We start from the raw sequence: 25622 nt of genomic DNA on the forward strand, positions 1-25622 counted from the left end.
GACAACACGGAGGAAGTAGATGTCGATAAAGGACCCGTTTACGGACTTGGACATAAAAACGGCGGATAGCGGTTTTTATGAAAACAACAGCGTACCGATTGCGCTAATCAGTAAAGGCATCATGGTTGCGCTGGTGCTGTGGGCTTTGGTGTTCCCGGCCAATGCCAACAGCACTCTGGGCAGCTGGAACTCTCAAATCTTGGAAGTGTTCAACAGCTTCTACATCATCATCGTTGGCTTGTTTTTCTTCTTCCTGGCGGTCATTGCGATTCTTCCTTCGACGGGCAAGCGCGTAATGGGTCAGCCAGGCGAAAAGCCCGAGTTCTCGAATTTCTCGTGGTTCTCGATGATGTTTGGCGCCGGTCTGGGTGTGGGTCTGATGGTGTTCGCCACAGCCGAGCCTCTGGGCCTGTGGGGTTCGAACCCCGTTGTGGTTGCGGGCGACGTCCCGGGTAACGTGCCAGATGCTGTGCAGTCGGCTTATCGCTACACCTATCTGCATTATGGTTTCCACGCCTGGGCAATCTATGTGGTGACCGGCCTATCTTTGGCCTACTACGCGTATACACGCAACATGCCATTGACCATCCGCGCGGCGCTGACGCCGCTGTTCGGCAAGCTGATGAACGGCTTCTTGGGTCACGTGGTTGACGTGCTGGGCGTGGTCGCGACCATCTTGGGTGTGTCGGTGACGATCGGGTTTGGCGTAAGCCAGTTCATCGATGGGCTGTACGCAATTACTGGTATGGAATGGATTATGGACTTGGGCGGCGAGGTTCCGACACCATCGAAAGTGGGTCTGATCTCGGGTCTGGCTGTCATCATGGGGCTGTCGATCATCTCGGCGGTGTCGGGTGTCGGCCGGGGCGTTAAATATCTGTCGAACCTGAACCTTGTTCTGTCGATCATCCTGCTGGGTACGTTCGTTGTGTTTGGCTCGTTTGTCTTCGCGATGACCACCTATGGTACGGCAATGGTCGACTATATCCTGCACTTCGTATCGCTGAGCTTTGGTGCCTATGGCCCGCTTTCAGCTGAAGCTTTTGCAGCGGCCTTGCCGGCCGAGGCGCAGGCCCATGCGGATGCGCTGATGGGTGGTGCGACGAATGCTTGGGGCAGCTTTGACGGCTTCAAGAGCGGTCTGGAAGGCGCAGCGGCTGAGCTGGACGAAGCGACGCTGGCCGCAGCCTATGCTGCAGGTGAGCAGGGCCGTCAGTTCGGCTGGCAAGCCGGCTGGACCACGTTCTACTGGGCTTGGTGGATCGCCTTCTCGCCCTTCGTGGGCCTGTTCCTGGCGCGTATCTCCAAGGGTCGCTCGGTGCGTGAGTTCATCCTGGGCTGTGTGTTCGCACCGGCGCTGGTGTGCTTTGCATGGATGACCGTTCTGGGTGGTACCGCGATTGATCTGGAATTGGCTGGTGCAGCGGAAGGCGCGATCATCGGTGCGTCGAATACCAACAAGCTGTTCGTGACCCTGTCCTACATGATTGACGGCGGTCTGCTGTCGATGCTGAACGTGATGTGCGTGATCCTGATCATGACCTTCCTGGTGACCTCTGCGGACTCGGGTATTCTGGTTATGAACACGATCATGTCGGGCGGCAGCCAAGAGACTGGCATTAAGCACCGTATCATCTGGGGCCTAATCCTGACGGCTGTGATCGGTACGCTGATCCTGGCGGCTGGTGACAACAACCCGCTGGATGCGCTGCGCAACGCAATGATCATCGGCGCGTTGCCCTTCACCATGGTGATGGGGCTGATGATGGTGGCGCTGGCCAAGGCATTGTTCCGCGACGGTCTGCGCGACAAGAGCGAGGTGGCGCAGGCGGCTGAATAAGCCTCCATTGCTCAAGGTAAGAGGCGCCGCCCCAAATTGGGGCGGCGTTTTTCATGTCACGACCTCACTCAAGGTCGTGAAAAAGTGGAACGAAACAGGCGGATGTGCCTGTCGTTGACAGGCGATCTGGCAAAGCAGCGACCTCTGTGGTGCAGCTTTTTAGACGGTTTCTGAAACTGGTGAAAGATCTGCATGCGGGGGGAGCTGGCCTGCCCTTGGGCGAGTCGGGCTTGGCAGGCGCTCACCCCCTATTCCCGCTCGTACCCCCTCGTTACAACAATACTGGTCAACTGAATTGCGGGATTGATCATCAGTATCCGGCGAAATGGGCAGAACTATTGTCAGAACATGTCCATTCTAAGAGCCAATTTGGAAACAAATTGCAGATTTGCCTTAATTTGTTGTGCGACATGAAATCTACTTGGTGGGAATTGACCGACGTCTGATGCAGCTAATGTTTGCGTTAAATGTCTTTCTGTGACATTTTCGTGAAGACAGTCATTTAACACTTTAGGGAATTTTTGGCGAAAAATCACAATCGAATGTTTTTGGATGTACCCATGTCTTCAGCAGGAGTTAGAGCTGGAGGACGATTATGAACTTAGGAACCGCTGGTACCGCTGTCCCGTCTGCTTTGATCGCTGCGTCTGTGACGTCGCGCGAGGCACAGATTTGCCGAGCCTCTCAGGCGGCTGAGGCAGCTTTCGAACGGATTGCACAGACAGCGAGGGTCACCCAAGAGCACCCGACCGAGTTCCAGGATCGGGTGTTTTCGATCTTTCGTTGGTATTTCCTATCGGCCTTTTGTACCCGGCTTTTGTCGGGCGCGGCGCACAGGATGGAACATCAGACTCTTCAGATGTCGATGGATATCATCAGCGCTGTCAAAATGGTTTTGTCCGATCACGAGGTCGAAAAAGCGATGTCCCTGGTTCAGAAGGAACAGACCTGCCCGACCGAAGTGCGCGCAAATGGCATTGGTGCACGAGGCCATATGGTGGGCTGGGTCGCGGCAGGACTGCATAAGAAAGGCCGTGACTTTCCCAAAGAGATCGAGAGCGCTCTGGCCGGTGCTTTGGCCGCATCCGGGCGCCTGAACTAGACTGGTTCTTCAGGTCCGGGTTGCGGTTCCGAACGGCAGAGAAAGCGTGCGGTTCAACACTCGATCGGGCACTTTGATCAGCCATTGGAGTCTTGATCCTGTCAGCACTTTACAGAAGACGATTCCGAACACTAGCGCCGCCAGAACTGAAAGCGGGATCACCACCAGCGGCTCGGTAATACCCAAAATTTTGGATAGAATGATGCGCGTCCCTGCCACGGGAAGGAAATGGGTGAGGTAGATATACAGGCTGAAACTTCCGATTGTAACCAACCACTTGGCCTTACCCGCGTTCGAGGCCAGAACTACCGTTCCAATGATTGCCGAGGCGGACAGGGCCGATAGGGAAAAGTAGACCAGAGGAAGTTTCTCGAATCCTCCCGACAGCGCAGCGATGCTGAGCCCGAGGAACCCGATCCACAATGCGATCACCGGTAGCGCGCGCGCCTTGACCGCCGAAGATCTGATCCATTCAGACGCATATACTCCGATCGCGAAATAGACGAACAGCTTGGCCAGTTTATCGGCGATGACGACCACGCCTTCGGGCCAGACATTCAGCAGGAACTGCGCCTGTATGATGGCCGCAAACCCGACAATATAGACCGGGGGAACGCCGCGCAGCAGGCGCAATATTACGAAAGACAGCATGAGGGCGTAGAGAAACCAGATCGTCGGCAGCGGGTCCCAGGGGATTATCAGGATTTCCCACCAATAGGTGGTCGAATTGGTAATAGCGTTCAGTCCAAACCGAAAGGTGAAGATGATCATGGACCACAGAAGGTAGAAATAGAGGAAATAGATCACCTTGCCGCGGATGAACTTGTCTGCGGGGCCGTCGATAGCCTTTTTGGCAAACAGCCCGGCTACCAGAAAGAACAGGGGCATGCGCACGGGATCGAGGCTGTAGTTGAAGGTTCTGATCCATTCGGGGAAGGTCGGGTCGAACCGGAACCCGGCGATAGAATGGTGTAGAACCACGAAAATGATCGTCAGGCCTTTTACCGCATCAATCCAGCCCAAGCGCCCTGCCAATGATTGCGTTGGGGCCGCGTTGCTATTGTCCGAACGAATATCAGTCACTCTTTAACTCCCGAACCTGCACACAAGGTTACAGAGAAATGCCACCTGAAATGGGAAGCTTATGAACACAATGGCGAAGGGTCCCATGCCGCGTTGGGCCGAGTCAACACTGTTGGTGCCGAGGGCAATTGGCCAGCGGCGCCGCAGCAGCGAGACGAGTATTGAAAATCAGTAATTTGGGAATGGTGCTGCTGGAGGGCATTGAAACCCTATATGTAGATGTTTCAAAAAATCTCAAATAGAGATTAACTGTATGAAAATGTTTAACTTACCTCCTTCATTCGATCTCAATTAATCTCGACTAACGGCAGCACATACCATACCTAGGGGTGGACCAATGGGTGGACCGGTAGAGAGATATATGGCGAAAAACAAATTGAGCGTGCGTGGCGTTATTGCGCTAGGTGCTGGAAAGCACTGCGATGGCGCTGGGCTCTGGCTTGTTAAGGCAGATTCAAAAAGCGGTAAGTGGGTTCTTAGACTTACGGTTTTCGGTAAGCGACGGGAAATGGGCCTCGGGCGGTGGCCGGATGTTGGCTTGGCGGAGGCCCGGGAAACAGCTGACGCAGCCCGACGCGAACTGCGGGAAGGCCGAGATCCGATCAGAGAGCGGCAAAAACAACGTGTAGAAGCCCAGCGCAACTTGCATTTATTTAGAGACATCGCTCGGGATGCGTTTGAAGCGCGGAAGTCTGAGTTGCGCGGTGGCGGAAAAGCGGGGCGTTGGTTTAGCCCGTTGGAGTTACACGTCGTACCCAAACTTGGTCATGTGCCAGTTGCTGAAATTACTCAGATCGATCTGCGGGATTGCCTTGCGCCTATCTGGAATGAGAAAGTCGAGACGGCTCGAAAGGCGCTGACGCGGACATCTATTTGTTTGGAGCATGCAGCAGCGCTGGGCATTGATGTTGATTTGCAGGCTCCCAAGAAGGCGCGTGCATTGCTTGGCAAACCGCGCAAGACCACCACCAACATTCCGTCGCTTGCCTGGAGTGAGGTGCCCGAGTTCTACAAAAGCTTGGACGAAGGTACAGTCACCCACCTTGCTCTGAAACTTCTAATTTTGACCGGGGTACGGTCACGGCCAATACGGTATTTGAGGGATGAGCATATCGACGGTGATGTCTGGACCATTCCGGCAGAACAGATGAAAGGGCGCGAGGGCGCTACCGCTGAGTTCCGTGTTCCGCTTTCTAATGAAGCGCTTCATGTTCTTGGAGACGCGCGGCGACATGCTCGCGACGGCTATCTGTTTCCGAGTATTCGGAAAGGGGTGATCTCGGACGCCACAATGTCGCGATTGATGGAGCGTCGTGGCATGAGCGCCCGTCCGCATGGATTTCGTTCAAGTCTCCGCGTGTGGTTGGCGGAGGCGACCGATGCGCGTCACGAAGTTGCAGAAACCATGCTTGGTCACGTAGTGGGCAGCTCTGTTGAACGCGCCTATCGTCGAACCGACTTCCTCGACCAACGTCGTGTGCTGCTGGAGCGCTGGGCGTCCCACCTCACCGACAATACAGATACAATCATAAAATTGGCCACAGCATGAATCAGGATCGTCGTTATCTTCCCTTGTACAACGAAGAGGGAAAATGGATCTCTCGACCAGATCTCTATGTATTAATCAGAATGTCCGTGACAGACGATCAAGGAGAAAGTGTGGTTTCAAAGGCCTATCGGTACGTGTCTGAAATTTCGGACAATACCACAAACGAATTGGACGATTTGGATGCCACGATACAGAGGAAATTCATCAGAGCGAAATGGAATGAGCGAGAATTTTCGGCCATGGTTGTCACCGAGCTTTTACGCCTTGATCAGAGTGGGATAAAACCAACTGTGGGAAAGGCGTTACGGCTCGTCACACGCTACTCGCTTGGAGAAAAGCTTAGGGAGGCAGGCTCAGTCTCCGACCAAGCCGAAAGAGCTTTCCGGAAGTGGCGAAATACCTGCCATCTGGAAACCGCATTTCGAATGCATGATTCAAAGCAGATCATATTTGAAAACGATGTGGGGAAATTTGACGACTTTCTTGCAGATGCCAAAGCTCTTGAGCGGTTCATGGACGAGGTTTCTGCTCACGGCCATATTCAATGGAATCCTTGGCGAATACCGGACGACATTAAACCGGGCGCTAAGCCAATCATGGAACCGTTGAGTTCGGAGGAGCGAGAACTCGTTGTCGGCGTTTGACAGCATGACTTGGGGGGGAGAAATTTTTTCTCCCCTCCCAATACCATTTTAGATCGCCTCTAGATGACTCAACGCTCATCAAAACGAGGCATCTAGTCACATGAACGCTGAAGCCAACTCAATTCAAACCGAAATCGATCCATTGCTTAAGGTGGCGGAAGCCGCAGAGCTGCTTGCAATCAGCGTACCGAGCTTCTGGCGCCGTATAGCGGATGGGTCGGTCCCCAAGCCAATCAAACTTGGTGGATCTTCTCGGTGGCCTCGTTCCGAAATCCTTGCTGTCATCGCTGAAGCCAAAGCCAACCGGTAACAAACCGGCCAGCAACGCTTGCGAGCGGCTATATGTCTTCCTCCGCTTTTCTAATATCAACTGACCAGTTTCCTCACGGTGGACGCACGTGAGCACACGGTCAGCCAACCTTGTATGGAGCCTCCATGGCTGGACAAATGATTTTCGCCCAACTTTCAATCCAAGATATGCGCCGAACAATACAGGATTTGACGCTTGAAGAGCGCGGATTGCTATTCTCGTTTCTTGTCGAGAATTGTGAGGCGCAGGACTCATTGGAGCATGACGAGGAAAGGCTTGCGTATCGTGTCGGCCTTGGCAAATCTAAAAAGTCGCTGGCGCGTCTGCTATCGTCGCTCATCAAGACTGGAAAAGTGAAAGCGACCGATGACGGAATAATGGTCGCTCTTGCGGAAAACGCGATCAATCATTTCCAAGCGAAATCCGAAAATGGCAAGTTCGCAAACTCCTGCCGAAACGACAGAGCAAAACTGAAAGCAATCTTGGAGCAAGCAAACGATGTGCATTGTGATCTGTCTAATCAGGCTACGAGCGCGCTCAGCGTGGCGGATTTGCTGAGTCACGCTGAAAAAAATGAACTCACCTTGGAATTTGACCGTCTGATCGCAGCTCTCAGAAATCTCGTCCAGAGCAAGGGTGCGTATACACTCGCTGATGCACTTGATAGCGACGCGGCAAAACGCTCGGTGGAACGGTGGTGTGCGCTCGAACTCAGCTCTGAACAAATCGTTTCAAACGTAAACGACGTGATAGCCAAAAAAGGCGATGGAGCAATAATGTCTTGGCAGTACTTTGATCGAGTATTCCTGAACTTGGCTGAACGAAAAGCTACTTTGCATGGTGCTTCCAGCCGGTCACCAAGACACGCTTAGGTAGCAGATAGTGCAATCGACCTATTCCTTTTGCCAGCAGGCCCCTAGGCGGCTCGTCCAATTTGATGCCGCCCGCGTTTAACGACGCTTTCAAAGTCCATGGGGTCTTAGGTGGATGCTTAGAATTGCTAACATTTGGAGGTGTTTTTGAGTTTGAACCAAGTGCTTCGCGAGGTGTTGCTATCACTTCAGGAAGAGTTCTCTTCGGGTACGGCACCGAGCTATCGAATCTGCCCTTTTCGGAACGTTACTGGTCGAGGCAAAGAGAAGACGTGCTCCAAATGTATTGGTGGCCAGTGTCGAGATCTGCAGGACATAGGCTTGGACGAAGAGGGTCAACCGCTTCCAACACATCGCCGTGCACGCTGTGGCGCGAAAACGCGCAAAGGTTCGCAGTGTCAGCTCCCAGTGTCTCCAGGAAAACGGAGATGTCGGTACCATGGTGGCTTGTCAACTGGCCCAAAGTCTGCTTCCGGCCGAGCGCGGATCGCTGAAGCACAACGCAATAGATGGGCAAATCAGAGATCCAATACTTGACCAAGTGTTTATAGTTGTATGGCAATGTCCACCGACACTATGCGCCGATAACAGTAGTCGCAGATTTATAAGCACCAAACATATTCCGAGCACGCTTGTTTATGCTCGTGAAAGAAACCGATAGCCGTCAGGGGGCTTTCGTATTCACTTTCGCAATTGGCCCATTCCTGGCGTTCAGTATCTTTTGACTATGCTGCCCTGCGCAGTCGTTGGTGCACGTTGCAGCTATATCTTGATAGAAGGTCTGCGAGCCCGAAGACTTTCACCAGTATTTGAGTAAGGGGGGTGGCCATGTTTCGTCTTTTTCTATTTGCGTTTGTGATGGGTCTCGCCGCCAACGTGGGCACGGCGCAGACACCACCTTCGGTTGGTGAAGTCGCGAATTACGACGGTCTCTTCGCAGCCGCTCACACCGGCAACCAAGAAAAGATACGGCAGCTCATTGCGGCGGGCGCAAACGTCAACGCACGGGACACGCGAGGCCGCACGCCAGCCCATGTGGCAGCCTTTGCTTCAGAGGACGAGGCGTTGCGCGCACTAGCTGAGGCCGGCGCCGACATGAACGCGCTTGAGGGTCAGGCTTACGACATGGTCACTATTGCGGCCGTTGCAAACGATCCTGAACTGATGACGCTCGCGATCGAGCTAGGCAACGATCCCGGCCTAACAACCAGCCCTTATGATGGAACGGCTCTCATAGCGGCCGCACATCTCGGTCATGTAGAGATTGTCCGACGGCTGATCGCCTCTGGCGCGCCTCTGGACCATGTGAACAATCTGCACTGGACAGCAGTTATTGAAGCCGTTGTGCTTGGAGACGGCGGCCCGGATCATCTTGCAGTTCTGGATGCGTTGTTGGTGGCGGGTGCTGACAGATCGCTTGCCGATCGTAACGGAACTACGCCACTCGAACACGCTGAACTACGCGGATTTGCTAAGATGGCAGAGCGGTTAAGAAAAGTGGACTGAGACCAATCCAGCAGGCTGAAGCGGTGAGTTTCACTCAAGAGGCGCCGATGGAAGCTTGGGTGGGGCCGACACTACCCAAGCGGTTAATTTATGAGGTGCCCGCAGCCGAAACAGTTAGTTGAGTTGTGGTGTGGGGTGCCCATTTGATTTGGACCACCGTTATGTTTGAGAAACGGAGGACTGAGAATGTCGAGCAAGAGACACAAATCAGAAAAATAGTTTAGAAGCTGCGGCAAGACGAATGATTTGGGGGCTAGTGTATGAAACACATGAAGGGTTACCGTTTGCTCCTGACGTTAAGCCACGAAAGCGCTCTGCCGACTTCAAGGCAAGCTCTTCCAACAAGGCCGGCGCCACAACAAATCTGCAGCGAACCGGGCTGGACCCTTTTTGCAAAATTTGGCATGAATGCGCAACTCTGTATCTGAAGACCAACCGATGCTTCCATCTGAACGACATGCAATAATCCTCGAAGAAGTTTCGCGTCAACCTGCGGTTTCTATCCGAGCTTTGACCGAACGGCTCGGCGTATCGCGGGAAACTGTTCGTAAGGATATCGAGCAACTGGCGCTGGCAAACAAGCTCAACCAGGTACGCGGTGGAGCGACCAGTGTACGTACGCACGAACCCCCCATGGTCGATCGCACTCAAACCAATCGAGCAGGCAAAGAACGTATTGGCAATTACGTAGCCAGCATAATCCCGGATGGAGCGAGTGTGATCATTGACAGCGGATCGACGACACTCGCGGCAGCGAAAGCCTTGGCGACCAACCACCAATATTTAACAATTTATACCAATGATTTAACCATAGCCTCGGTACTTGCGCCAGCGGCAGAAGAGGTCACCTTGTTGGGCGGGCGGTTAAATTTTTCGGAGAATGCTACAATGGGTTTGGACACACTGGACCACCTTTCCCGATACAATGCAGAATTTGCACTGATCGGAGTTGGTGGGATTAGCGCTCGGACCTTGTTCACCGATTTTTCGCTGGAAGGCGCAAACCTGCGACACATAATGATAGAGCGGTCGCAGCGCCCGTTCCTATTGGCGGACAGCAGCAAATTCGATGTGGTGGGGCAAGTTGCGATGAAACCACTGCCTGCGGATGTTACCCTAGTGGTTGACGGCGAGTTGCCCAAAGGCATTTCGGAAGTGATTAGAGACCAACCCGTTGATGTTGTCAGCGTCTAACGCCAATAAAGGAAAAATATTGCCAAGTTTTGCAAAGTGCAGATAAGGTGGGCACAAACCCGATTCCTTCTGTACGGAGCAAGGCAATGGCCGACATCCAACTTCCGCAAAGCGCGCAATATGTCATCGTGGGGGGCGGTATCGTTGGCTGCTCGGTCGCATATCACCTGACGAAGATGGGGCATCGAGATGTTGTGCTGCTGGAACAGGGGCAGCTGAGCTGCGGCACCACATGGCATGCCGCGGGTTTGGTCGGTCAGCTGCGTAGCCAGCCCGCGATGACCAACCTGATCCGCTATTCGACCGAGCTGTATTCACAGCTTGAGGCCGAGACCGGGCTTGCCACCGGCTGGATGGAATGCGGATCGGTCACAGTGGCACGGACTGAGGACCGAATGACCATGCTGATGCGCACCGCTGCTGCTGCGCGGGCGCAGGGGGTCGAGGTCCAGGTCGTCACCCCGCAGGAGGCGCAGGACAAATGGCCAGTGATGCAGGTGGACGACGTCAAAGGCGGGCTGTGGATGCCCGGCGACGGTAAGGCCAACCCGACTGATCTGACCCAGTCTCTGGCCAAAGGCGCGCGCATGGGTGGCGCGAAAGTGATCGAAGGAATCAAAGTCACTGACATTCTGACCAAAGATGGCACTGTCACCGGTGTGGTCACCGATCAGGGCACGATCAATGCCGAGATCGTGGTGAACTGCGGTGGACAGTGGGCCCGGCAACTGGGCAAGATGTGCGGCGTCAATGTGCCTCTGCACTCTGCCGAACACTACTACATCGTGACCGAGCAGATCGAAGGTGTGAAACCCGACCTGCCCGTTCTGCGCGACCCAGATGGCTATATTTATTTCAAGGAAGAGACAGGCGGTCTGGTAATGGGCGGCTTTGAGCCGGACGCCAAACCTTGGGGTATGGACGGCATACCAGACAACTTCTTCTTCCAGCTTTTGGAGGATGACTGGGACCAATTTGAAATTCTCATGGAAAATGCACTTATCCGAGTGCCCAGCATGGCGGAGACAGGCGTGCGTCAATTCTATAACGGACCTGAAAGCTTTACGCCCGACAACAATTATCTTTTAGGTGAAGCGCCCGAGCTGAAGAATTTCTTTGTCGGCGCTGGTTTCAACAGCATGGGCATCGCCAGTGCTGGCGGCGCCGGGCGGGCGCTGGCTGAGTGGATTGTCGAAGGGGCTCCGACCTCGGACTTGTTTGCAGTGGATATCCGGCGGTTTGCGAATTTCAACAACAACCCGACTTGGCTGCATGACCGGGTCAAGGAAACGCTGGGCCTGCACTACGCGATGCCCTGGCCCAACCGGGAACTAGACACGGCTCGCCCTTTCCGCCGTTCGGCCCTGTACGACCGGCTGGCAGCGAAGAACGCCGTATTCGGGTCAAAAATGGGCTGGGAGCGGGTGAACTATTTTGCCGAAGACGATGAAAAAGCCGAGATTGAATACAGTTTCGGTCGTCAGAATTGGCATGGAAACGCTGGTAAAGAACACAAGGCCACTCGCGAAGCGGTAACACTGTTTGACCAAAGCTCGTTCTCGAAATTTCTGGTGCAAGGACGCGATGCTTGCAGCGAGTTGAACAGAATCTGCGCAGCAAATGTTGAAGTGCCCGTGGGTCAGACAGTGTACACAGGCTTGCTGAATGAACGTGGGGGGTATGAATCCGACCTGACGGTTCTGCGACTGAAAGCGCAAGAGTTTATGCTGATTACAGGATCGGCTCAAACCATTCACGACGCAGATTGGATCCGCAAGAATTTCAGCGAAGATGCCCATGTTTTCCTAACGGATGTCACGGCTGCATGGTCGGTGCTGTCGGTGATGGGGCCAAAGTCGCGCGATGTTTTGAAGAACCTGACGAAAGCAGACCTGTCGAACGCAGCCTTCCCATTTGCAACCGTTCAGGAAATCGATCTGGGCTATGCCACGGTTCTGGCCAACCGCATGACCTATGTCGGCGAATTGGGCTGGGAACTGATCGTGCCAGTCGAATTTTCTGCAGGCGTGTACGATGACCTGATGCGCGAAGGGGCCGCGTTCGGTATGATCGACGCTGGCTACTATGCGCTGGAAGGCCTGCGGATCGAGAAAGGCTTCCGCGCCTGGAGCCGCGAGCTGACCCCGGACATCACGCCGATCCAGGCTGGTCTGAATTTTGCCGTGGACTATGACAAACCCGACGGCTTCATCGGGAAAGAGGCACTGCTGGCCGCAAAAGCGGACCCCGATCACCTGAAAACCCGTATCGTACAGCTGGTACTGGACGATGACGCGCCACAGCTGTGGGGCGGCGAGGCTGTGCTGTATGACGGCGTCGAAATCGGTGAAGTCCGCTCGGCCGCCTATGGTCACACGTTGGGCGCGTCAGTTGCCCTTTGTCAGTTGGATGCACCCGAACGTGTGACGGCGGATTACATTGCCAAGGGTAAGTTCGAGATCGACCTTGCCGGAAGCCGACTGTCTGCAACGGCGCATATCCGAACCCCTTATGACGCAAAAAACGAACGGCCCAAAGCGGACGGCTAGGCCCGATGAAACTCAGACGGCGTAACCCGGAATGAAACACTGTTCGGTCATCGAATCCGACACGGGTCATGCCACAGAGATTGGCTTTTTGTGCTGGGATGGCCTGCCCTTGGATCAGCTCTCGGTTGGGCTATCCTATTTGAAGGCGGCGAACCAGCTGGCCGCTGACATACAATTCAGAGTCTCGGTCCTGTCGCTGGCAGGCACTGACGTGCAGAGCGAATGCGGAGTAAACTTGAGCACCAGCCGCATCAATGACCACACGGCGCGATACGGCTATCTGTTTCTGGTTGGCGGACCAGTCCTTCCTCCTGATCTGCAGAATATCCTCGGCCGCGTGGCACGCGCACAACTCAGGGCAGGTCGGGTTCTGGGCGCGGTTGAAGCGGCCTTGATCCCGCTGGCGCATACCGGGCTTCTCAGTGGTTCGACGGTCGCCGCAACAGCCCCAGTACTGAGCGCGTTGGAGGAACAGTTCCCAGATATCTCACCCGCATCCAACGATAGCCACGCCCGTGGAGCGATATGGTCTGGAGGATCAAGGTTCTCTCTGCTCAACCTGCTGTCCAAGACTACAAGCAACACCCTTACTCCGCAGGAACAACCCCGGTTAAACCGGAAATTCCTAAGCTACAGCCCGAATTTCGGCAGGTGTATCGCTTGCGCACACGACATCGCCCGAGTCGACAATGGCTTTACCGGCGACATCGTTGTTGACAAGGCTATAGAACTGTTTCGGTATAATCTGGAAGAACCCCTCCAGATTAAGAGCATTGCCGAGGAAGTAGGGATTTCGGTGCGCCAACTTGAAAGGAAATTTGTAGCAGCAACAGGGCTTACCCCAAAAGCCTACTACCTGGAGGAGCGGTTGGAAAAGGCCCAGGCAATCGTCAGGTTCACCAATCTGACACTTAACGAGGTTGCCTTGGCCTGTGGATTTGGGTCCAATGCTACGCTGTCGCAGAAGTACAAACAAAGGTTCGGGCAAACTCCAGCATGCGAACGCGCCCGGATGAACGCCTCACGGTTCGAAACTTGATGCGCTGCTGACGTTCAACACATTACCTCAGGACATCAGGTTCGTATGACAATTCACGCGCTTCTCATCGTATTGACCGCAGCCTTTCTGCACGCGCTATGGAATGCCGTAGTCAAAGGCGCGCCGGACAAAGCCATCGTTCTGGGGCTGGTCTCGCTCGGCCATGCGATACCAGCGATGTTTGTGTTGCCATTCACCGGCTTGCCGGTCTGGGCGGCCTTTCCCTTTATCATTGGCTCGACCCTGATCCATTGGGGGTACTATTGGTTTTTGAACACCGCCTACAAACATGGCGACTTGTCGGTGGTCTATCCAATCTCACGCGGGATGACTCCGATTTTGGTTGCCATGGGTGCAATTCTGTTCGCGGGTGAAATTCTGCCACCCGCGGCATGGATCGGCATTACCTGTATCTCCTTGGGTATTGGGTGCCTGTCCTTTGCCGGATTGGGCAAACACACGAACTGGATCGCCATCGCGGCTGCTTTTGGCACCGGCCTGATGATTGCGTCCTATTCACTTGTCGACGGTATTGGCATCCGGTTGTCCGAGAACACGTTGGGGTATATCGCGGCGTTGTTTGTGGCCGAGATTTTTGTGGCCGGTTTCATTTTCACAACCCGGTGGCGGCGCGTGGTGACTCTGCCTCGACGCTATGTCTGGGCAGGCCTCGCAGGCGGTGTCATCTCGGGCCTGGCCTATGGATTAGTACTTTATGCAAAGACAATCGCGCCGTTGGGCATGGTGTCCGCGCTCAGGGAGAGTTCCGTCATCTTTGCTTCGATTATTGGTGTCATGTGGTTCGGCGAAGGGCCAAAATCCAACAGGCTTCTGGCTGCGACCATCGTGGTGATTGGGATAGTGGCTCTGGCGATGGCAAGTTGAAGGGATTGGGGGGAAACTTGCAGACAGAAAACACAGAATCACGCCCGAATGTCTTGCTGATCGTCATCGATCAGTTCCGCTTCGATCTTCTGGGTCAGGATGGCCTCGGACGAATAGCGCAATTGCCCAACCTTCGGCGACTTCAAGAAAACGCCGTCAGCTTTGCCAACCACTTTGCTGTCACAGTGCCTTGCGGACCAAGCCGGGCATCCCTGTTCACCGGGCAATATGCTTTCAACCACCGGTCGGTCCGAAACGGCACTCCGCTCCGGCACGATACCCCGAACCTGCCACGTGCGATGCGACAGGCCGGGTACAATCCACGTTTGTTCGGCTATACCGACACGACCCGCGATCCCAGGGTTCTACCCCCCGATGACCCAAGGCTTCAAAGCTATGAGGAATTACTTCCTGGCTTTGAGGAGGCGGTGAGAATGCGCATGGAATCAGATGTTGGAGCCTGGCTTTCGCATCTGTCGCAGCAGGGCATTGACCTGCCCCCGTACCCCGACACCTACCGCCCCAACGGCCCGAAGGTCGGTGATCCGGCTTTGTATCCGGCGGATATGAGCGATACGGCGTTTCTGTCGGATCAGTTTCTATCCAAAATGCAGGATGCTGAGCCGGGATGGTTTGCCACGCTGACCTATATCCGGCCTCACCCTCCGCTTGTGGCACCTGCACCTTACAATACGCTTTATGCCCCAAGGGATATGCCTGCGCCGCGTTCAACCCGCGATCCCTTAGGAGACCGGCACTGGCACCCGTTTCTTGCCCCTGCACAGGATAAGCAACCGATATCAAGCATGGTTGTTGGCTTCCCCGATCTGATGAATGATCCGGAAACCATCGCCCAACTGCGAGCAACATATCTGGCGTTGGCAACGGAAGTCGATCATCATATTGGGTGCGTGGTGGACTGGCTCAGGACGTCCGGCCAGTGGGACAACACCGTTCTGATCGTCACCGCAGATCACGGTGAGATGCTGGGCGACTACGGGCTGTGGGGAAAAGGTACCTTCCATGATGCTGCCTATCATGTGCCCCTGATTGTGCGCGATCCCGCGCGTCCTGATATGCACGGTCGGGTGCATTCCGGGTTCACGGAGTCCATCGATATACCCGTCACCATTCTCGAAAGAGTCGGTTCGAGTCCCCTCTCTTCGATGAACGGGCGAAGTTTGCTTGGCATTTTGGACGATACGGAAACGGAAGGGGCGGATTACAGCTTTTCCGAGTTCGATTTTGGCAATCCAGTAAAGCCGACTCCATGGATGGTTGAGTTAGGTCTGACCTCGCGGCAGGCGAATCTGGGCATTTTGCGCACAAAAGAATACCGCTTAGTCGAGTTTGGCGCAGGGCTGCCGCAAGTACTCTTTGACATGGACGAGTGTGGGGAAGCAGAGTCTATCACAGCGCAATCTGAAATCACACCAACGCTGCTTCACCTGACCCGCAAGATGCTGGAACACCGCATGAAAAATGCCGATCCCACCTTTGCTCAAACGATTGTGAGGCCTGGAGGCGTAAAGACCGGGTCGTACTAAGTGCATGCAAAGCCGCGATTTTAAACGTTGAAGACCTGTCGCTGCGATACCAAAATCTATCGTAAACGCGCTGCGGCAAACGGTAATCTTATCCATAGGACAAACTTATAACGTTGAAGATATAATCGATTTTTCTTGAAAATATAATCTGTCAAACTGTCTGTGCTAATCTGAATGAAAACGCCGCACGAGAATGGCGAACCTGTCCAATAAATCACCAACAGAGGATGACAATGAGACACACAACAGCACTTCTAACCGCTCTCGCCATCGGCACACTGACTGCAACGGCAGCGGCATCAGAGACAGAACTGACCGTTTATACCGCCGTCGAGGCCGAAGACCTGGCCCGATATGCCGAGACGTTTAACCAAAGCAACCCTGATATCAAAATTAACTGGGTTCGTGACTCGACCGGGATCATTACCGCAAAATTGCTGGCGGAGCGGGACAACCCTCAGGCAGACGTCGTCTGGGGGCTGGCGGCCACGTCGCTGCTGCTGCTGAAATCCGAAGGCATGCTGGAACCCTACGCACCGGTTGGCGTTGAAGAACTTGATGTCAAGTTTGTTGACGGCGACAATCCTCCAGCCTGGGTTGGCATGGATGCTTGGGTTGCGTCGGTTTGCTACAATACCGTCGAGGCCGAAAAGGCTGGGCTGACGCCGCCAACGTCATGGAAGGACCTTACCGATCCAATGTACAAGGATCAGGTAATCATGCCGAACCCGAACTCATCAGGTACTGGTTTCCTTGATGTTTCAAGCTGGCTGCAGATGTTTGGTGAAGACGGCGGCTGGGAATATATGGATGCGCTGCACGAAAACATCGCGCGATATACCCATTCGGGTTCGAAGCCCTGCAAACTGGCGGCTGCGGGCGAAATCCCGATCGGTATCTCGTTTGCTTTCCGCGGTGCCAAATCCAAAGCAGACGGCGCCCCGCTTGAAATCATCGTTCCGTCCGAAGGCGTCGGCTGGGACATGGAAGCAACCGCAATTGTTGCCGGCACAGGGAATCTGGAAGCAGCTCAGAAACTAGTTGATTTCACGGTCACTAAGGAAGCCAACGAGATGTACAACAGCGGTTACGCGGTTGTGGCCTATCCCGGCATCGCAAAGCCGGTCGAGCACTTCCCAGAGGGCCTTCTGGATGCCATGATTGACAATGATTTTGAGTTTGCCGCCAACAACCGCGCGGCGATTCTGAAGGAATGGCAGTCTCGCTATGACGGAAAGTCGGAAGCGAAGTAATCCCATTAGCAGGGGGGGCGATCATGCCTCTCCTGCACACCACACTCTTGTTCCCCAAAATACAAACTACTCACCCGGTTTAGACCGGCCAAGTGCGGCCGTACCCGAGGTGCAGATATGAGGACCTCTCCCGTGCTTCAGAAAACACCACCCGGTGAACTGTATCTCAGTATCCAAAACCTGTGGAAAGCCTTCGGCAGCTTTCTTGCGCTCAAGGATATTTCGCTGGAAATCAACGAAGGCGAGTTTGTCTGCTTTCTGGGCCCGTCAGGCTGTGGAAAAACAACTCTGCTGCGTGCCATTGCAGGCTTGGACCTGCAAACCAAGGGTACGGTCATGCAGGACGGTATGGACGTGTCCAACCTACCCCCGTCCGAGCGTGATTTCGGGATCGTATTCCAGTCCTATGCGCTATTTCCTAACCTCACGATTGAGAAGAACATTGCTTTTGGCCTAGAAAACTCGGGCCGCAGCAAGTCTGAAATCGCGGTCCGTGTGAATGAGTTGCTGCATCTGGTTGGCCTTCCCGATCAGGGTAAGAAATACCCGGCGCAATTGTCGGGTGGGCAACAGCAAAGGATTGCACTGGCGCGCGCGATTGCGACCAAGCCCGGACTATTGCTGCTGGACGAACCTCTATCGGCGCTGGATGCCAAGGTACGTGTCCATTTGCGGCACGAAATCAAGGAATTGCAACGCAAACTAGGCGTGACGACCGTAATGGTGACCCATGACCAGGAAGAGGCGTTGGCCATGGCAGATCGCATAGTGGTCATGAATCACGGAGTTATTGAGCAGGTGGGTTCTCCCACAGAAATCTACCGGGAACCGGCCAACCTGTTTGTGGCGGATTTTATTGGTGAAATGAACCAGATTCAGTCTCAGGTTACAAAGGGCGGGCGGTTGAGTGTGGGTGAAAAGACTTTTGCCTGCCTGGGCCATCAGTTCAACGATGGAACTCCGGTTGTCGCGGCAATCAGGCCGGAAGACGTAATTCCCCATGAAGCTGGGTATCTGGATACAGGTGGCAACCGAAACTGCATCGAAGTTACTCTTGATGAGATGGAGTTCCTAGGCTCGTTCTGGCGTTGCCGTCTAAGCAACGAACGGTTCGGGTCATCAGAACTGATTGCTGATTTCTCGATCAATGCTGTGCGCCGTCTTGAACTGGAAGAGGGGCGCAGCATGGTGATTGAGCTTCCTGAAAACCGTCTGATGGCGTTTGATGTTCCGGAGACCGAGGTATGAGCATGATTTCCTCAAATACTGGCACTCTGCCCCCCGGACCGGATATCAAGCCCAAGCTCAGCCGGGACGATTTACTAATGCGTGGCAGCATGATGGTCATTGTGCTCTACCTGATCGTGACTCTGGCGCTGCCGCTTTACACAATGCTCTCCAAGTCGTTTTCCACTTATCGTGTGGAACTGTCGCAATACGAGTTTCAGGTCAGCGACGAGGCGGGCAATTTCGACGGCACGGTTCTGACAGGCGATGCGCTGAACCGGCAGACCGAGGTATTCACTGATACCGATCTTGTTACCGGTTCGGACGGGCGCTTGCCTGTGACAGGTTTGTTCCCGGATTTCAGCTTCCGCAGCCCGGTCATGTATCAGATCCGTAACACAAGCGACACCGGTCGCTTTCTGGTCGGATCAACTCTGCAGGACGGTACCGACTGGATCGAGCTTGATTCCAACACCTTCCGCCGGGTTCAGTTGCGGCCCGTTCAATCACGGGGCCTGGACAACTTTGTAAACTACTTCTCGACACCTGCGCTGTTCAATTCGATCAAGAACTCGCTTTGGATATCCGTAGTGAGTACAATCGTTACAGTAACGCTGGCCTTTTGGTTTGCCTATGCGCTCAATCGCAGCTGTATGCGGTTCAAAGGTGTATTTCGCCTGATCGCGATGGCACCGATCCTTGTCCCTTCGCTCTTGCCGGGTATCGCTTTGGTATACCTGTTCGGCAATCAGGGCATGATCAAGGAACTGTTGTTCGGTGCAAGTATCTATGGCCCGATCGGCATTGTGATTGGATCAGTGTTTTTCACCTTCCCGCACGCCTTCCTGATTATTTCAACGGCGCTCGCAATCTCGGATGCGCGGCTGTACGAGGCTGCGGCAAGTCTGCGGTCAACCCCATGGCGCACGTTCTGGACGGTCACGGTCCCGGGTGCGCGCTATGGCCTGATTTCAGCCGCCTTTGTGGTGTTCAACTTGGTGATTACCGATTTTGGGTTGCCCAAAGTCATCGGTGGACAATTCAACGTGCTTGCGGTGGATATCTACAAACAGGTGATCGGCCAGCAGAACTTTGAGATGGGCGCGGTTGTGTCAGTGGTTCTGGTGATCCCGGCAATCCTGGCCTTTGCCATTGACCGTATGGTTCAGTCCAAACAGGTTGCGCTGCTGTCCGCACGATCGGTGCCGTACCAGGCAGCCCCAAACCCAAAAGCGGACCGGCTGTTCCTGATTTATTGCAGCCTGATCGGCCTGTTCATCGTCGGCCTTTTAGCGGTTTGCCAATTTGCGGCGCTGATCAAGTTCTGGCCATATGACCTGAGCCTGAGCCTGCGGAACTATCAGTTCGACAAGATGGATGGCGGTGGATGGGGTTCATATTTCAATTCGATCCGGTTGGCCTTGCTGACCGCAGTGATTGGCACCACCGTTGTGTTCTTCGGTGCCTATCTGGTTGAAAAATCGCAAGGGTTCCGCACCGGAAGGTCGATCTTTCAGATGTTCGCGATGTTGCCGATGGCAATTCCTGGTATGGTGCTGGGGCTGTCCTACATCTTCTTCTTCAACAACCCTTCAAACCCTTTGAACGGCATCTACGGCACCATGGCAATACTGGTGATCTGTACAGTAACGCATTTTTACACTGTATCGCACCTGACGGCGGTGACCGCGCTGAAACAAATGGACCGCGAGTTCGAGTCAGTTTCGGCCTCGCTCAAACAGCCGACGATGAAACTGTTTGCGCGTGTTACGGTTCCAGTTTGCCTGCCAGCAGTTTTGGACATATCCATTTATCTGTTCGTCAATGCAATGACAACTGTGTCAGCAGTCGTGTTCCTCTACTCGCCTAAAACGACGCTCGCATCTATCGCAGTGCTGAACATGGATGATGCTGGGGATATTGCACCAGCTGCGGCGATGGGCATGATGATCTTTTACACCAATGCTGCGGCCCGGATCATTCACCTGATTGCGTCTAAAGGGATATTAAAACGCACTCAGGCCTGGCGCAGTCGCTGATGGCCACTCCTGCTGATACCTAGCCCCGCCAATCAATCGTTGGTGGGGTTTTCTTCCAAAGTGCGTTGCGCAAACTCTGTGAAGGCGCGGATGATCTTCACTTCGCGCCTCTGAGACAGCGATATAATGCTCTCGCCCATCTGCAGGTTGATGCCTTTAAGTTTGATTTGCCGGAGACGGTCATCATGGCCATATTCCGCCTGCGAGACAAAACCGATACCTGCGCCCGAGGCCACAAGCTCCCGTATCGCTTCGCGCCCCTCAGCTACAATCGCGGGCTTCAACGTTATCCCATGTTTTTTGGCCTCGTCTTCAAGTTTCTGGCGCGTTTTTGATCCCGTCTCGCGGAAAATTAACGGTAGATTTGATAGCTCTTCTAGAGACAGTGTCGGCTTCGACGCCAAGAGAACACCCTGTGCGGCAAAGGCCACGATCTCAGTGGAACCAAGACTTAAGACATCCATATCCTTGCCGGGAGAAAGGCTGCCCACTACGCCAATTTCCGCGTTATAAGCCCTTAGCTCTTCTAGAATCTCTTCGCTATTCCCCGAGCGTACGGTGATCGTGACATTCGGATTTTTCTTTTGAAAGGGCCCCAGAAAGGCTGTCATGTGGTGCGCGGAGTCGGCGATGATGCGCAACTCTCCATCGACCACGGCCTTAGTTTCGGATAAGTAATCCTCGATCTGACCTTCGATCTCGAAGTATTGCTTCGTGTATCGGTAAAGCTGCTCACCGTCGGGTGTCAAAGTCACACGTTTGCGCTCGCGTTGAAACAACAACAGATCATGATCCTGTTCCAGCTTTCGCACCTGTTCCGAAATTGCCGGCTGCGTCAGAAAAAGAGCCTCTGCAGCACGCGAAAATCCGCCATGCTTGGCTACAAAATGAAAGGCTTTGAGCTGGCTGTGCCGCATAGCAGTACTCCGAAGTCATATCATAGGCTGTGCTTATAATTAGATTGATATTTGCAATTTCACATATAGCAACATTTGCTGCAATTGTGTTCTTGAAAATACCTTTCTGGAGCTTGGTTATGACGCCTTCCAACCCCAAAATCGAACAACCGCGCCTCGGTGAACCTTACCTTCTGACACCCGGTCCTTTGACGACATCCTATGCCGTAAAAGAAGCCATGCTAAAGGATTGGGGCAGTTGGGATGACGATTTTCGCGCCATGACGCAAGAGGTGCGGACAAGCCTGCTGGCGTTATTGGGCGAGGGCGCCGATGATTTTGACTGCGTCCCGATGCAGGGCAGTGGTTCGTTTTCGGTCGAAGCGATGCTTGCATCATTCATTCCGCGCGATGGCAAAGCGCTGGTGCTGGCGAACGGAGCGTATGGCCAGCGCTCGGCGCAAACGCTGGGATATCTGGGACGCGATCATGTTGTGCTGGACAAGGGTGATTACCTGCCCCCCCGGGGCAGCGAAGTGGCAGAGATTCTGGATAAAGATCCTGAGATCACCCATGTAGTAGCGATCCATTGCGAAACCTCCTCGGGCATTCTGAACCCCGTCGAAGAGATTTCCGAGGCGACCTATGCCGCCGGGCGTAAGCTTCTGATTGACTCGATGTCAGCTTTCGGTGCGATTGAGTTAAAACCAAGCGAGGTCAGGTATGAGGCGATGGTGTCCTCGGCCAACAAATGTATCGAAGGTGTGCCAGGATTCGGCTTCATCGTCGCCCGCAAGTCCGAACTTAAGGCGGCTGAGGGCAACAGCCATTCTTTGTCGCTGGATGTTCATGCGCAATGGGCGCATATGAACAAAACCGGTCAGTGGCGGTTCACCCCTCCGACACATGTGGTGGCGGCGTTCATCGAAGCACTCAGGGCGCACTCCGCCGAAGGGGGCGTACCGGGCCGCGGCGAGCGCTATACACGCAACCGTGATGTCATGGTCGCCGGCATGCGCGAACTGGGCTTTGAAACACTGCTGGACAATCGCTGGCTCAGCCCAATTATCGTCACCTTTTTCTGCCCGGCGGACGAGAATTTCGTTTTCGATGAGTTCTACACCCTTATGAAATCCAAGGGTTTCATCATCTACCCAGGCAAGCTGACGGTGGTCGATAGTTTTCGCGTCGGATGTATCGGTCAAATGGACGAACACGTCATGCGCAAAGTTGTAAACGCAGCAAAAGAATCGTTGGAGGAGATGGGTGTCACAAGCGCTGCACCTCCCCTCCGGGCATTGGAAGAACGCGCCAAACTGGCAGCTTAACTATCAAGGAACATAATAAGATGACCATCCAAACACCTGTTGAAGCAAACGAACGCGTCTATCCGACTCCAAAAGTGCCCGCAATCGCCATCTGTCTTGATGGGTGCGAGCCAGAATACCTGGAAGTCGCAATAGCCAAGGGTCTGATGCCCAACCTTAAGCGGATGCGCGAGACCGGTACCGACCGGTTGGCCCATTCTGTGATCCCCTCCTTCACCAACCCCAACAACCTGTCGATCGCCACCGGCCGGCCACCTATCGTGCATGGTATCTGCGGCAACTATTTGATCGACCCTGACAGCGGTGAAGAGGTCATGATGAACGACGTGCGGTTCCTGCGCGCGCCGACCATTTTCTCGCAATTCTACGATGCTGGTTTCCGCGTCGCCATGGTTACCGCCAAGGACAAGCTGCGCGCCTTGCTCGGTGCTGGGTTAAAATTTGACGAAGGTCGAGCCGTTGCCTTTTCTTCGGAACGCTCGGGCGAGACGACTTTAGCCGAACACGGGATCGACAATGCAAGTAAATGGCTGGGCATGGACGTCCCTGAGGTCTATTCAGCCGAATTGTCTGAGTTTGTATTCGCCGCTGGCGTCAAGTTGCTGAAAGAGTTCAAGCCCGACGTGATGTATCTGTCCACCACCGACTATATTCAGCACAAGTTTGCGCCTGAACAGCAAGGAGCACTTGATTTCTACGCCATGTTCGACCGCTATTTGGGCGAACTTGACGAGCTGGGTGCCGCCATCGTTGTGACCGCCGATCATGGCATGAAGCCAAAGCACCTGGCTGATGGATCGCCCGCCGTTATCTACGCACAGGATTTGATGGACGAATGGCTTGGTAAGGACGCGGCGCGCGTCATCCTGCCGATTACCGATCCGTACGTGGTGCATCACGGTGCGTTGGGCTCGTTCGCAACGGCCTATCTGCCCGAAGGCGCAGATCAGAACGACATCATTGCCAAACTCAGGGCAACCGAAGGTATAACCCATGTGCTGACCAAGGCCGAGGCAATTGAGCAATTCGAACTGCCGGGCGACCGGATTGGCGACATCGTGATGGTTTCTGGTGAGAACATCTGCATTGGCACATCCGAGCACCGCCATGATCTGGCGGCCCTGAAAGAACCGCTGCGCAGCCATGGCGGTTTGACCGAACAAGAGGTTCCGTTCATCGTGAACCGTGTCATTGACCTGCCGAACCAGCCGGTTTTACGCAACTTCGACGCCTTTTTTTACGCAACCACAGCGGCGGCACAGTAAGTCATGAAAGATCAAACCATGTCGAAATTCGAAATACGAAACGAAGGGATGCGGATCGGTGGTGAAGTTGTATTCACTGACGAAACCGTTCCGGTGCTCTATCCCTATACCAACGAGGTGGTGGGTCATGTCCCGGCCGGAACCGCTGAACATGCACGCAAGGCCTTCGAGATTGCGGCGAACTACAAGCCGAAACTTACCCGGTATGAACGCAGCCAGATCCTGCAGCGCGCGGGAGAACTAATCGGAGAAAAGCGTGAGTATCTGGCCAAATGGCTGACGCTGGAACTTGGCATCTGCCATCAGCACGCAATCTATGAAACCAAGCGCGCGCAGGACGTCTATCAGTTTGCCGCCGCCGAAGCGCTGAAAGACGACGGCGAGATATTTTCGTGCGATCTGACCCACAACGGCAAAGCCCGCAAGATTTTCACGATGCGAGAACCCGTAAACGCGATCAGTGCGATCACGCCGTTCAACCACCCGCTGAACATGGTCAGCCACAAAATTGCTCCATCTATTGCGACCAATAACTGCATGGTCTGCAAACCGACGGAACTGACCCCGCTAACAGCGCTGACTTTAGCTGACATTCTCTATGAAGCGGGGCTGCCGCCGGAGATGTTCCAGGTTGTCACGGGCTGGCCCGGTGACATCGGTGATGAAATGATCACCAACGATCACATCGACATCATTACCTTCACTGGCGGTGTACCGGTCGGCAAGATGATTGCCGAAAAGGGTGTCTATAAGCGCCAGGCGCTGGAACTCGGCGGCAACGACCCCCTAATTATTCTCAATGATCTAAGCGACGCGGATCTGGACAAGGCGGCAACAATTGCGGTTGCGGGCGCGACCGGCAACTCCGGCCAGCGCTGTACGGCGGTCAAGCGCATTTTGGTGCAGGAAAGTGTGGCGGACAAGTTTGTGCCGCTGGTTCTGGAGAAAGCCAAAAAGATCAAATTCGGCGATCCGCAGGATCCCGAAACTGAACTGGGTTGCGTGATCCATGACAAGGCAGCAGAGGTCTTTGAAAACCGGGTTTATCAGGCAGAGAAAGAGGGCGCCGAAATCCTCTATCACCCCGGTCGTCAAGGCGCGCTGCTGCCACCCATCGTGGTCGACAAGGTACCTCATGACAGTGAATTGGTCATGGAGGAAACCTTTGGCCCGATCGTCCCCATTGTGCGTGTGCCCGACAATGACGATGAGGTCATGCAAATCTCGAACTCGACCGAGTTTGGCCTGTCTTCAGGCGTGTGCACCAATGACCTGAACCGCGCGATTGCCTATATCAACGGGCTGGACGTCGGAACCTGCAACATCTGGGAACAGCCCGGCTATCGTATCGAGATGTCTCCCTTTGGCGGCATCAAGGACAGCGGCAACGGCGTCAAAGAAGGCGTCATCGAAGCAATGAAGTTCTTCACTAACGTCAAAACCTATTCACTGCCCTGGCCTGGCTGACTCCTCTGCCCTTCCCGTTAGGGGGAA

21 protein-coding genes are annotated in these 25622 nt (G+C 54.3%); 19 read left to right on the plus strand and 2 right to left on the minus strand.

Annotated elements, in window-relative coordinates; translation table 11 throughout:
* The first annotated feature begins 19 nt into the window (after nt 1-19).
* Together ACR3E7_RS17675 and ACR3E7_RS17680 are read left to right on the plus strand one after the other, a co-directional pair.
* Nucleotides 20-1840, plus strand: coding sequence for a BCCT family transporter (locus tag ACR3E7_RS17675; protein WP_170790774.1), 1821 nt, complete (start codon nt 20-22; stop codon nt 1838-1840).
* Nucleotides 1841-2435: 595 nt separating this feature from the next.
* Nucleotides 2436-2942, plus strand: a complete 507-nt coding sequence (locus tag ACR3E7_RS17680; protein ID WP_480504918.1) for a hypothetical protein — start codon at nt 2436-2438, stop codon at nt 2940-2942.
* 9 nt (nt 2943-2951) lie between these two features.
* On the opposite strand, the gene ACR3E7_RS17685 is transcribed toward ACR3E7_RS17680, so the two are convergent.
* The gene (locus tag ACR3E7_RS17685) at nt 2952-4025 is read right to left on the minus strand and encodes an acyltransferase family protein (RefSeq protein ID WP_170790778.1); all 1074 of its coding nucleotides are present in this window, start codon (nt 4023-4025) and stop codon (nt 2952-2954) included.
* Between the two features lie 361 nt (nt 4026-4386).
* Between ACR3E7_RS17685 and ACR3E7_RS17690 the strand changes: the two genes are divergently transcribed.
* The 14 genes from ACR3E7_RS17690 to ACR3E7_RS17755 all read left to right on the plus strand — a co-directional run bounded on the left by ACR3E7_RS17690 (nt 4387) and on the right by ACR3E7_RS17755 (nt 20639).
* On the plus strand, nt 4387-5574 hold the full coding sequence (locus ACR3E7_RS17690; protein WP_480504916.1) for a tyrosine-type recombinase/integrase: 1188 nt from the start codon (nt 4387-4389) through the stop codon (nt 5572-5574).
* Nucleotides 5571-6218, plus strand: coding sequence for a hypothetical protein (locus ACR3E7_RS17695; RefSeq protein ID WP_480504914.1), 648 nt, complete (start codon nt 5571-5573; stop codon nt 6216-6218). The genes ACR3E7_RS17690 and ACR3E7_RS17695 overlap by 4 nt, the downstream gene beginning before the upstream one ends.
* Before the next feature lie 100 nt (nt 6219-6318).
* Nucleotides 6319-6528 (plus strand): helix-turn-helix transcriptional regulator, encoded by a 210-nt coding sequence (locus ACR3E7_RS17700; protein WP_170546573.1) that lies wholly within the window; start codon nt 6319-6321, stop codon nt 6526-6528.
* Nucleotides 6529-6653: 125 nt separating this feature from the next.
* Entirely contained in the window at nt 6654-7400 is a 747-nt protein-coding gene (locus ACR3E7_RS17705; RefSeq protein WP_480504912.1) for a hypothetical protein, read from the plus strand.
* 174 nt (nt 7401-7574) lie between these two features.
* A complete protein-coding gene (locus ACR3E7_RS17710; protein ID WP_480506668.1) occupies nt 7575-7937 on the plus strand; it encodes an HGGxSTG domain-containing protein in 363 nt (120 codons plus the stop codon).
* A gap of 291 nt (nt 7938-8228) precedes the next feature.
* Nucleotides 8229-8906: an ankyrin repeat domain-containing protein gene (locus ACR3E7_RS17715; RefSeq protein ID WP_480504910.1), complete on the plus strand. Its 678-nt coding sequence runs from the start codon at nt 8229-8231 to the stop codon at nt 8904-8906.
* A 438-nt stretch (nt 8907-9344) separates the two neighbouring features.
* Nucleotides 9345-10100, plus strand: a complete 756-nt coding sequence (locus ACR3E7_RS17720; protein ID WP_480504908.1) for a DeoR/GlpR family DNA-binding transcription regulator — start codon at nt 9345-9347, stop codon at nt 10098-10100.
* 86 nt (nt 10101-10186) lie between these two features.
* Nucleotides 10187-12649, plus strand: a complete 2463-nt coding sequence (locus ACR3E7_RS17725) for a GcvT family protein (RefSeq protein WP_480504906.1) — start codon at nt 10187-10189, stop codon at nt 12647-12649.
* 31 nt (nt 12650-12680) lie between these two features.
* Nucleotides 12681-13688, plus strand: a complete 1008-nt coding sequence (locus ACR3E7_RS17730; protein WP_480504904.1) for a GlxA family transcriptional regulator — start codon at nt 12681-12683, stop codon at nt 13686-13688.
* 45 nt (nt 13689-13733) lie between these two features.
* Nucleotides 13734-14573: an EamA family transporter gene (locus ACR3E7_RS17735; RefSeq protein ID WP_480504902.1), complete on the plus strand. Its 840-nt coding sequence runs from the start codon at nt 13734-13736 to the stop codon at nt 14571-14573.
* Nucleotides 14574-14626: 53 nt separating this feature from the next.
* Nucleotides 14627-16120, plus strand: coding sequence for a sulfatase-like hydrolase/transferase (locus tag ACR3E7_RS17740; protein WP_480719429.1), 1494 nt, complete (start codon nt 14627-14629; stop codon nt 16118-16120).
* A 233-nt stretch (nt 16121-16353) separates the two neighbouring features.
* Entirely contained in the window at nt 16354-17373 is a 1020-nt protein-coding gene (locus ACR3E7_RS17745; protein ID WP_480504898.1) for a putative 2-aminoethylphosphonate ABC transporter substrate-binding protein, read from the plus strand.
* Between the two features lie 132 nt (nt 17374-17505).
* Nucleotides 17506-18621, plus strand: a complete 1116-nt coding sequence (locus ACR3E7_RS17750) for a putative 2-aminoethylphosphonate ABC transporter ATP-binding protein (RefSeq protein WP_480504896.1) — start codon at nt 17506-17508, stop codon at nt 18619-18621.
* Nucleotides 18618-20639, plus strand: a complete 2022-nt coding sequence (locus ACR3E7_RS17755; protein ID WP_480504894.1) for a putative 2-aminoethylphosphonate ABC transporter permease subunit — start codon at nt 18618-18620, stop codon at nt 20637-20639. Before ACR3E7_RS17750 ends, ACR3E7_RS17755 begins: the two co-directional genes overlap by 4 nt.
* A 32-nt stretch (nt 20640-20671) precedes the next feature.
* Here ACR3E7_RS17755 and ACR3E7_RS17760 read toward each other — a convergent pair whose 3' ends face one another.
* The gene (locus tag ACR3E7_RS17760) at nt 20672-21556 is read right to left on the minus strand and encodes a LysR substrate-binding domain-containing protein (RefSeq protein WP_480504892.1); all 885 of its coding nucleotides are present in this window, start codon (nt 21554-21556) and stop codon (nt 20672-20674) included.
* Nucleotides 21557-21675: 119 nt separating this feature from the next.
* On the opposite strand from ACR3E7_RS17760, the gene ACR3E7_RS17765 reads away from it, so the two are divergent.
* Genes ACR3E7_RS17765 through phnY form a run of 3 tightly spaced genes read left to right on the plus strand, consistent with a single transcriptional unit; the run spans nt 21676 to nt 25595 of the window.
* Nucleotides 21676-22863 carry a 2-aminoethylphosphonate--pyruvate transaminase gene (locus ACR3E7_RS17765; RefSeq protein ID WP_480504891.1) on the plus strand — a complete coding sequence of 396 codons (1188 nt, stop codon included), beginning with the start codon at nt 21676-21678 and terminating at the stop codon, nt 22861-22863.
* Nucleotides 22864-22883: 20 nt separating this feature from the next.
* Nucleotides 22884-24128, plus strand: a complete 1245-nt coding sequence (gene phnA / locus ACR3E7_RS17770; protein WP_480504889.1) for a phosphonoacetate hydrolase — start codon at nt 22884-22886, stop codon at nt 24126-24128.
* An 18-nt stretch (nt 24129-24146) separates the two neighbouring features.
* The gene (gene phnY, locus ACR3E7_RS17775) at nt 24147-25595 is read left to right on the plus strand and encodes a phosphonoacetaldehyde dehydrogenase (protein WP_480504887.1); all 1449 of its coding nucleotides are present in this window, start codon (nt 24147-24149) and stop codon (nt 25593-25595) included.
* Nucleotides 25596-25622: the final 27 nt, after the last annotated feature.

The sequence above is a fragment of the Ruegeria sp. BK1 genome, assembly GCF_056535645.1.

Bases quoted from the DNA above. Each gene is read 5' to 3' on its own strand.
- ACR3E7_RS17720 (WP_480504908.1), top strand. From the start codon at position 9,345: ATGCTTCCATCTGAACGACATGCAATAATCCTCGAAGAAGTTTCGCGT.
- phnA (WP_480504889.1), top strand. From the start codon at position 22,884: ATGACCATCCAAACACCTGTTGAAGCAAACGAACGCGTCTATCCGACT.
- ACR3E7_RS17680 (WP_480504918.1), top strand. From the start codon at position 2,436: ATGAACTTAGGAACCGCTGGTACCGCTGTCCCGTCTGCTTTGATCGCT.
- ACR3E7_RS17735 (WP_480504902.1), top strand. From the start codon at position 13,734: ATGACAATTCACGCGCTTCTCATCGTATTGACCGCAGCCTTTCTGCAC.
- ACR3E7_RS17705 (WP_480504912.1), top strand. From the start codon at position 6,654: ATGGCTGGACAAATGATTTTCGCCCAACTTTCAATCCAAGATATGCGC.
- ACR3E7_RS17700 (WP_170546573.1), top strand. From the start codon at position 6,319: ATGAACGCTGAAGCCAACTCAATTCAAACCGAAATCGATCCATTGCTT.
- ACR3E7_RS17760 (WP_480504892.1), bottom strand. From the start codon at position 21,556: ATGCGGCACAGCCAGCTCAAAGCCTTTCATTTTGTAGCCAAGCATGGC.
- ACR3E7_RS17725 (WP_480504906.1), top strand. From the start codon at position 10,187: ATGGCCGACATCCAACTTCCGCAAAGCGCGCAATATGTCATCGTGGGG.
- ACR3E7_RS17695 (WP_480504914.1), top strand. From the start codon at position 5,571: ATGAATCAGGATCGTCGTTATCTTCCCTTGTACAACGAAGAGGGAAAA.
- ACR3E7_RS17690 (WP_480504916.1), top strand. From the start codon at position 4,387: ATGGCGAAAAACAAATTGAGCGTGCGTGGCGTTATTGCGCTAGGTGCT.
- ACR3E7_RS17765 (WP_480504891.1), top strand. From the start codon at position 21,676: ATGACGCCTTCCAACCCCAAAATCGAACAACCGCGCCTCGGTGAACCT.
- ACR3E7_RS17730 (WP_480504904.1), top strand. From the start codon at position 12,681: ATGAAACACTGTTCGGTCATCGAATCCGACACGGGTCATGCCACAGAG.
- ACR3E7_RS17755 (WP_480504894.1), top strand. From the start codon at position 18,618: ATGAGCATGATTTCCTCAAATACTGGCACTCTGCCCCCCGGACCGGAT.
- phnY (WP_480504887.1), top strand. From the start codon at position 24,147: ATGTCGAAATTCGAAATACGAAACGAAGGGATGCGGATCGGTGGTGAA.
- ACR3E7_RS17675 (WP_170790774.1), top strand. From the start codon at position 20: ATGTCGATAAAGGACCCGTTTACGGACTTGGACATAAAAACGGCGGAT.
- ACR3E7_RS17745 (WP_480504898.1), top strand. From the start codon at position 16,354: ATGAGACACACAACAGCACTTCTAACCGCTCTCGCCATCGGCACACTG.
- ACR3E7_RS17715 (WP_480504910.1), top strand. From the start codon at position 8,229: ATGTTTCGTCTTTTTCTATTTGCGTTTGTGATGGGTCTCGCCGCCAAC.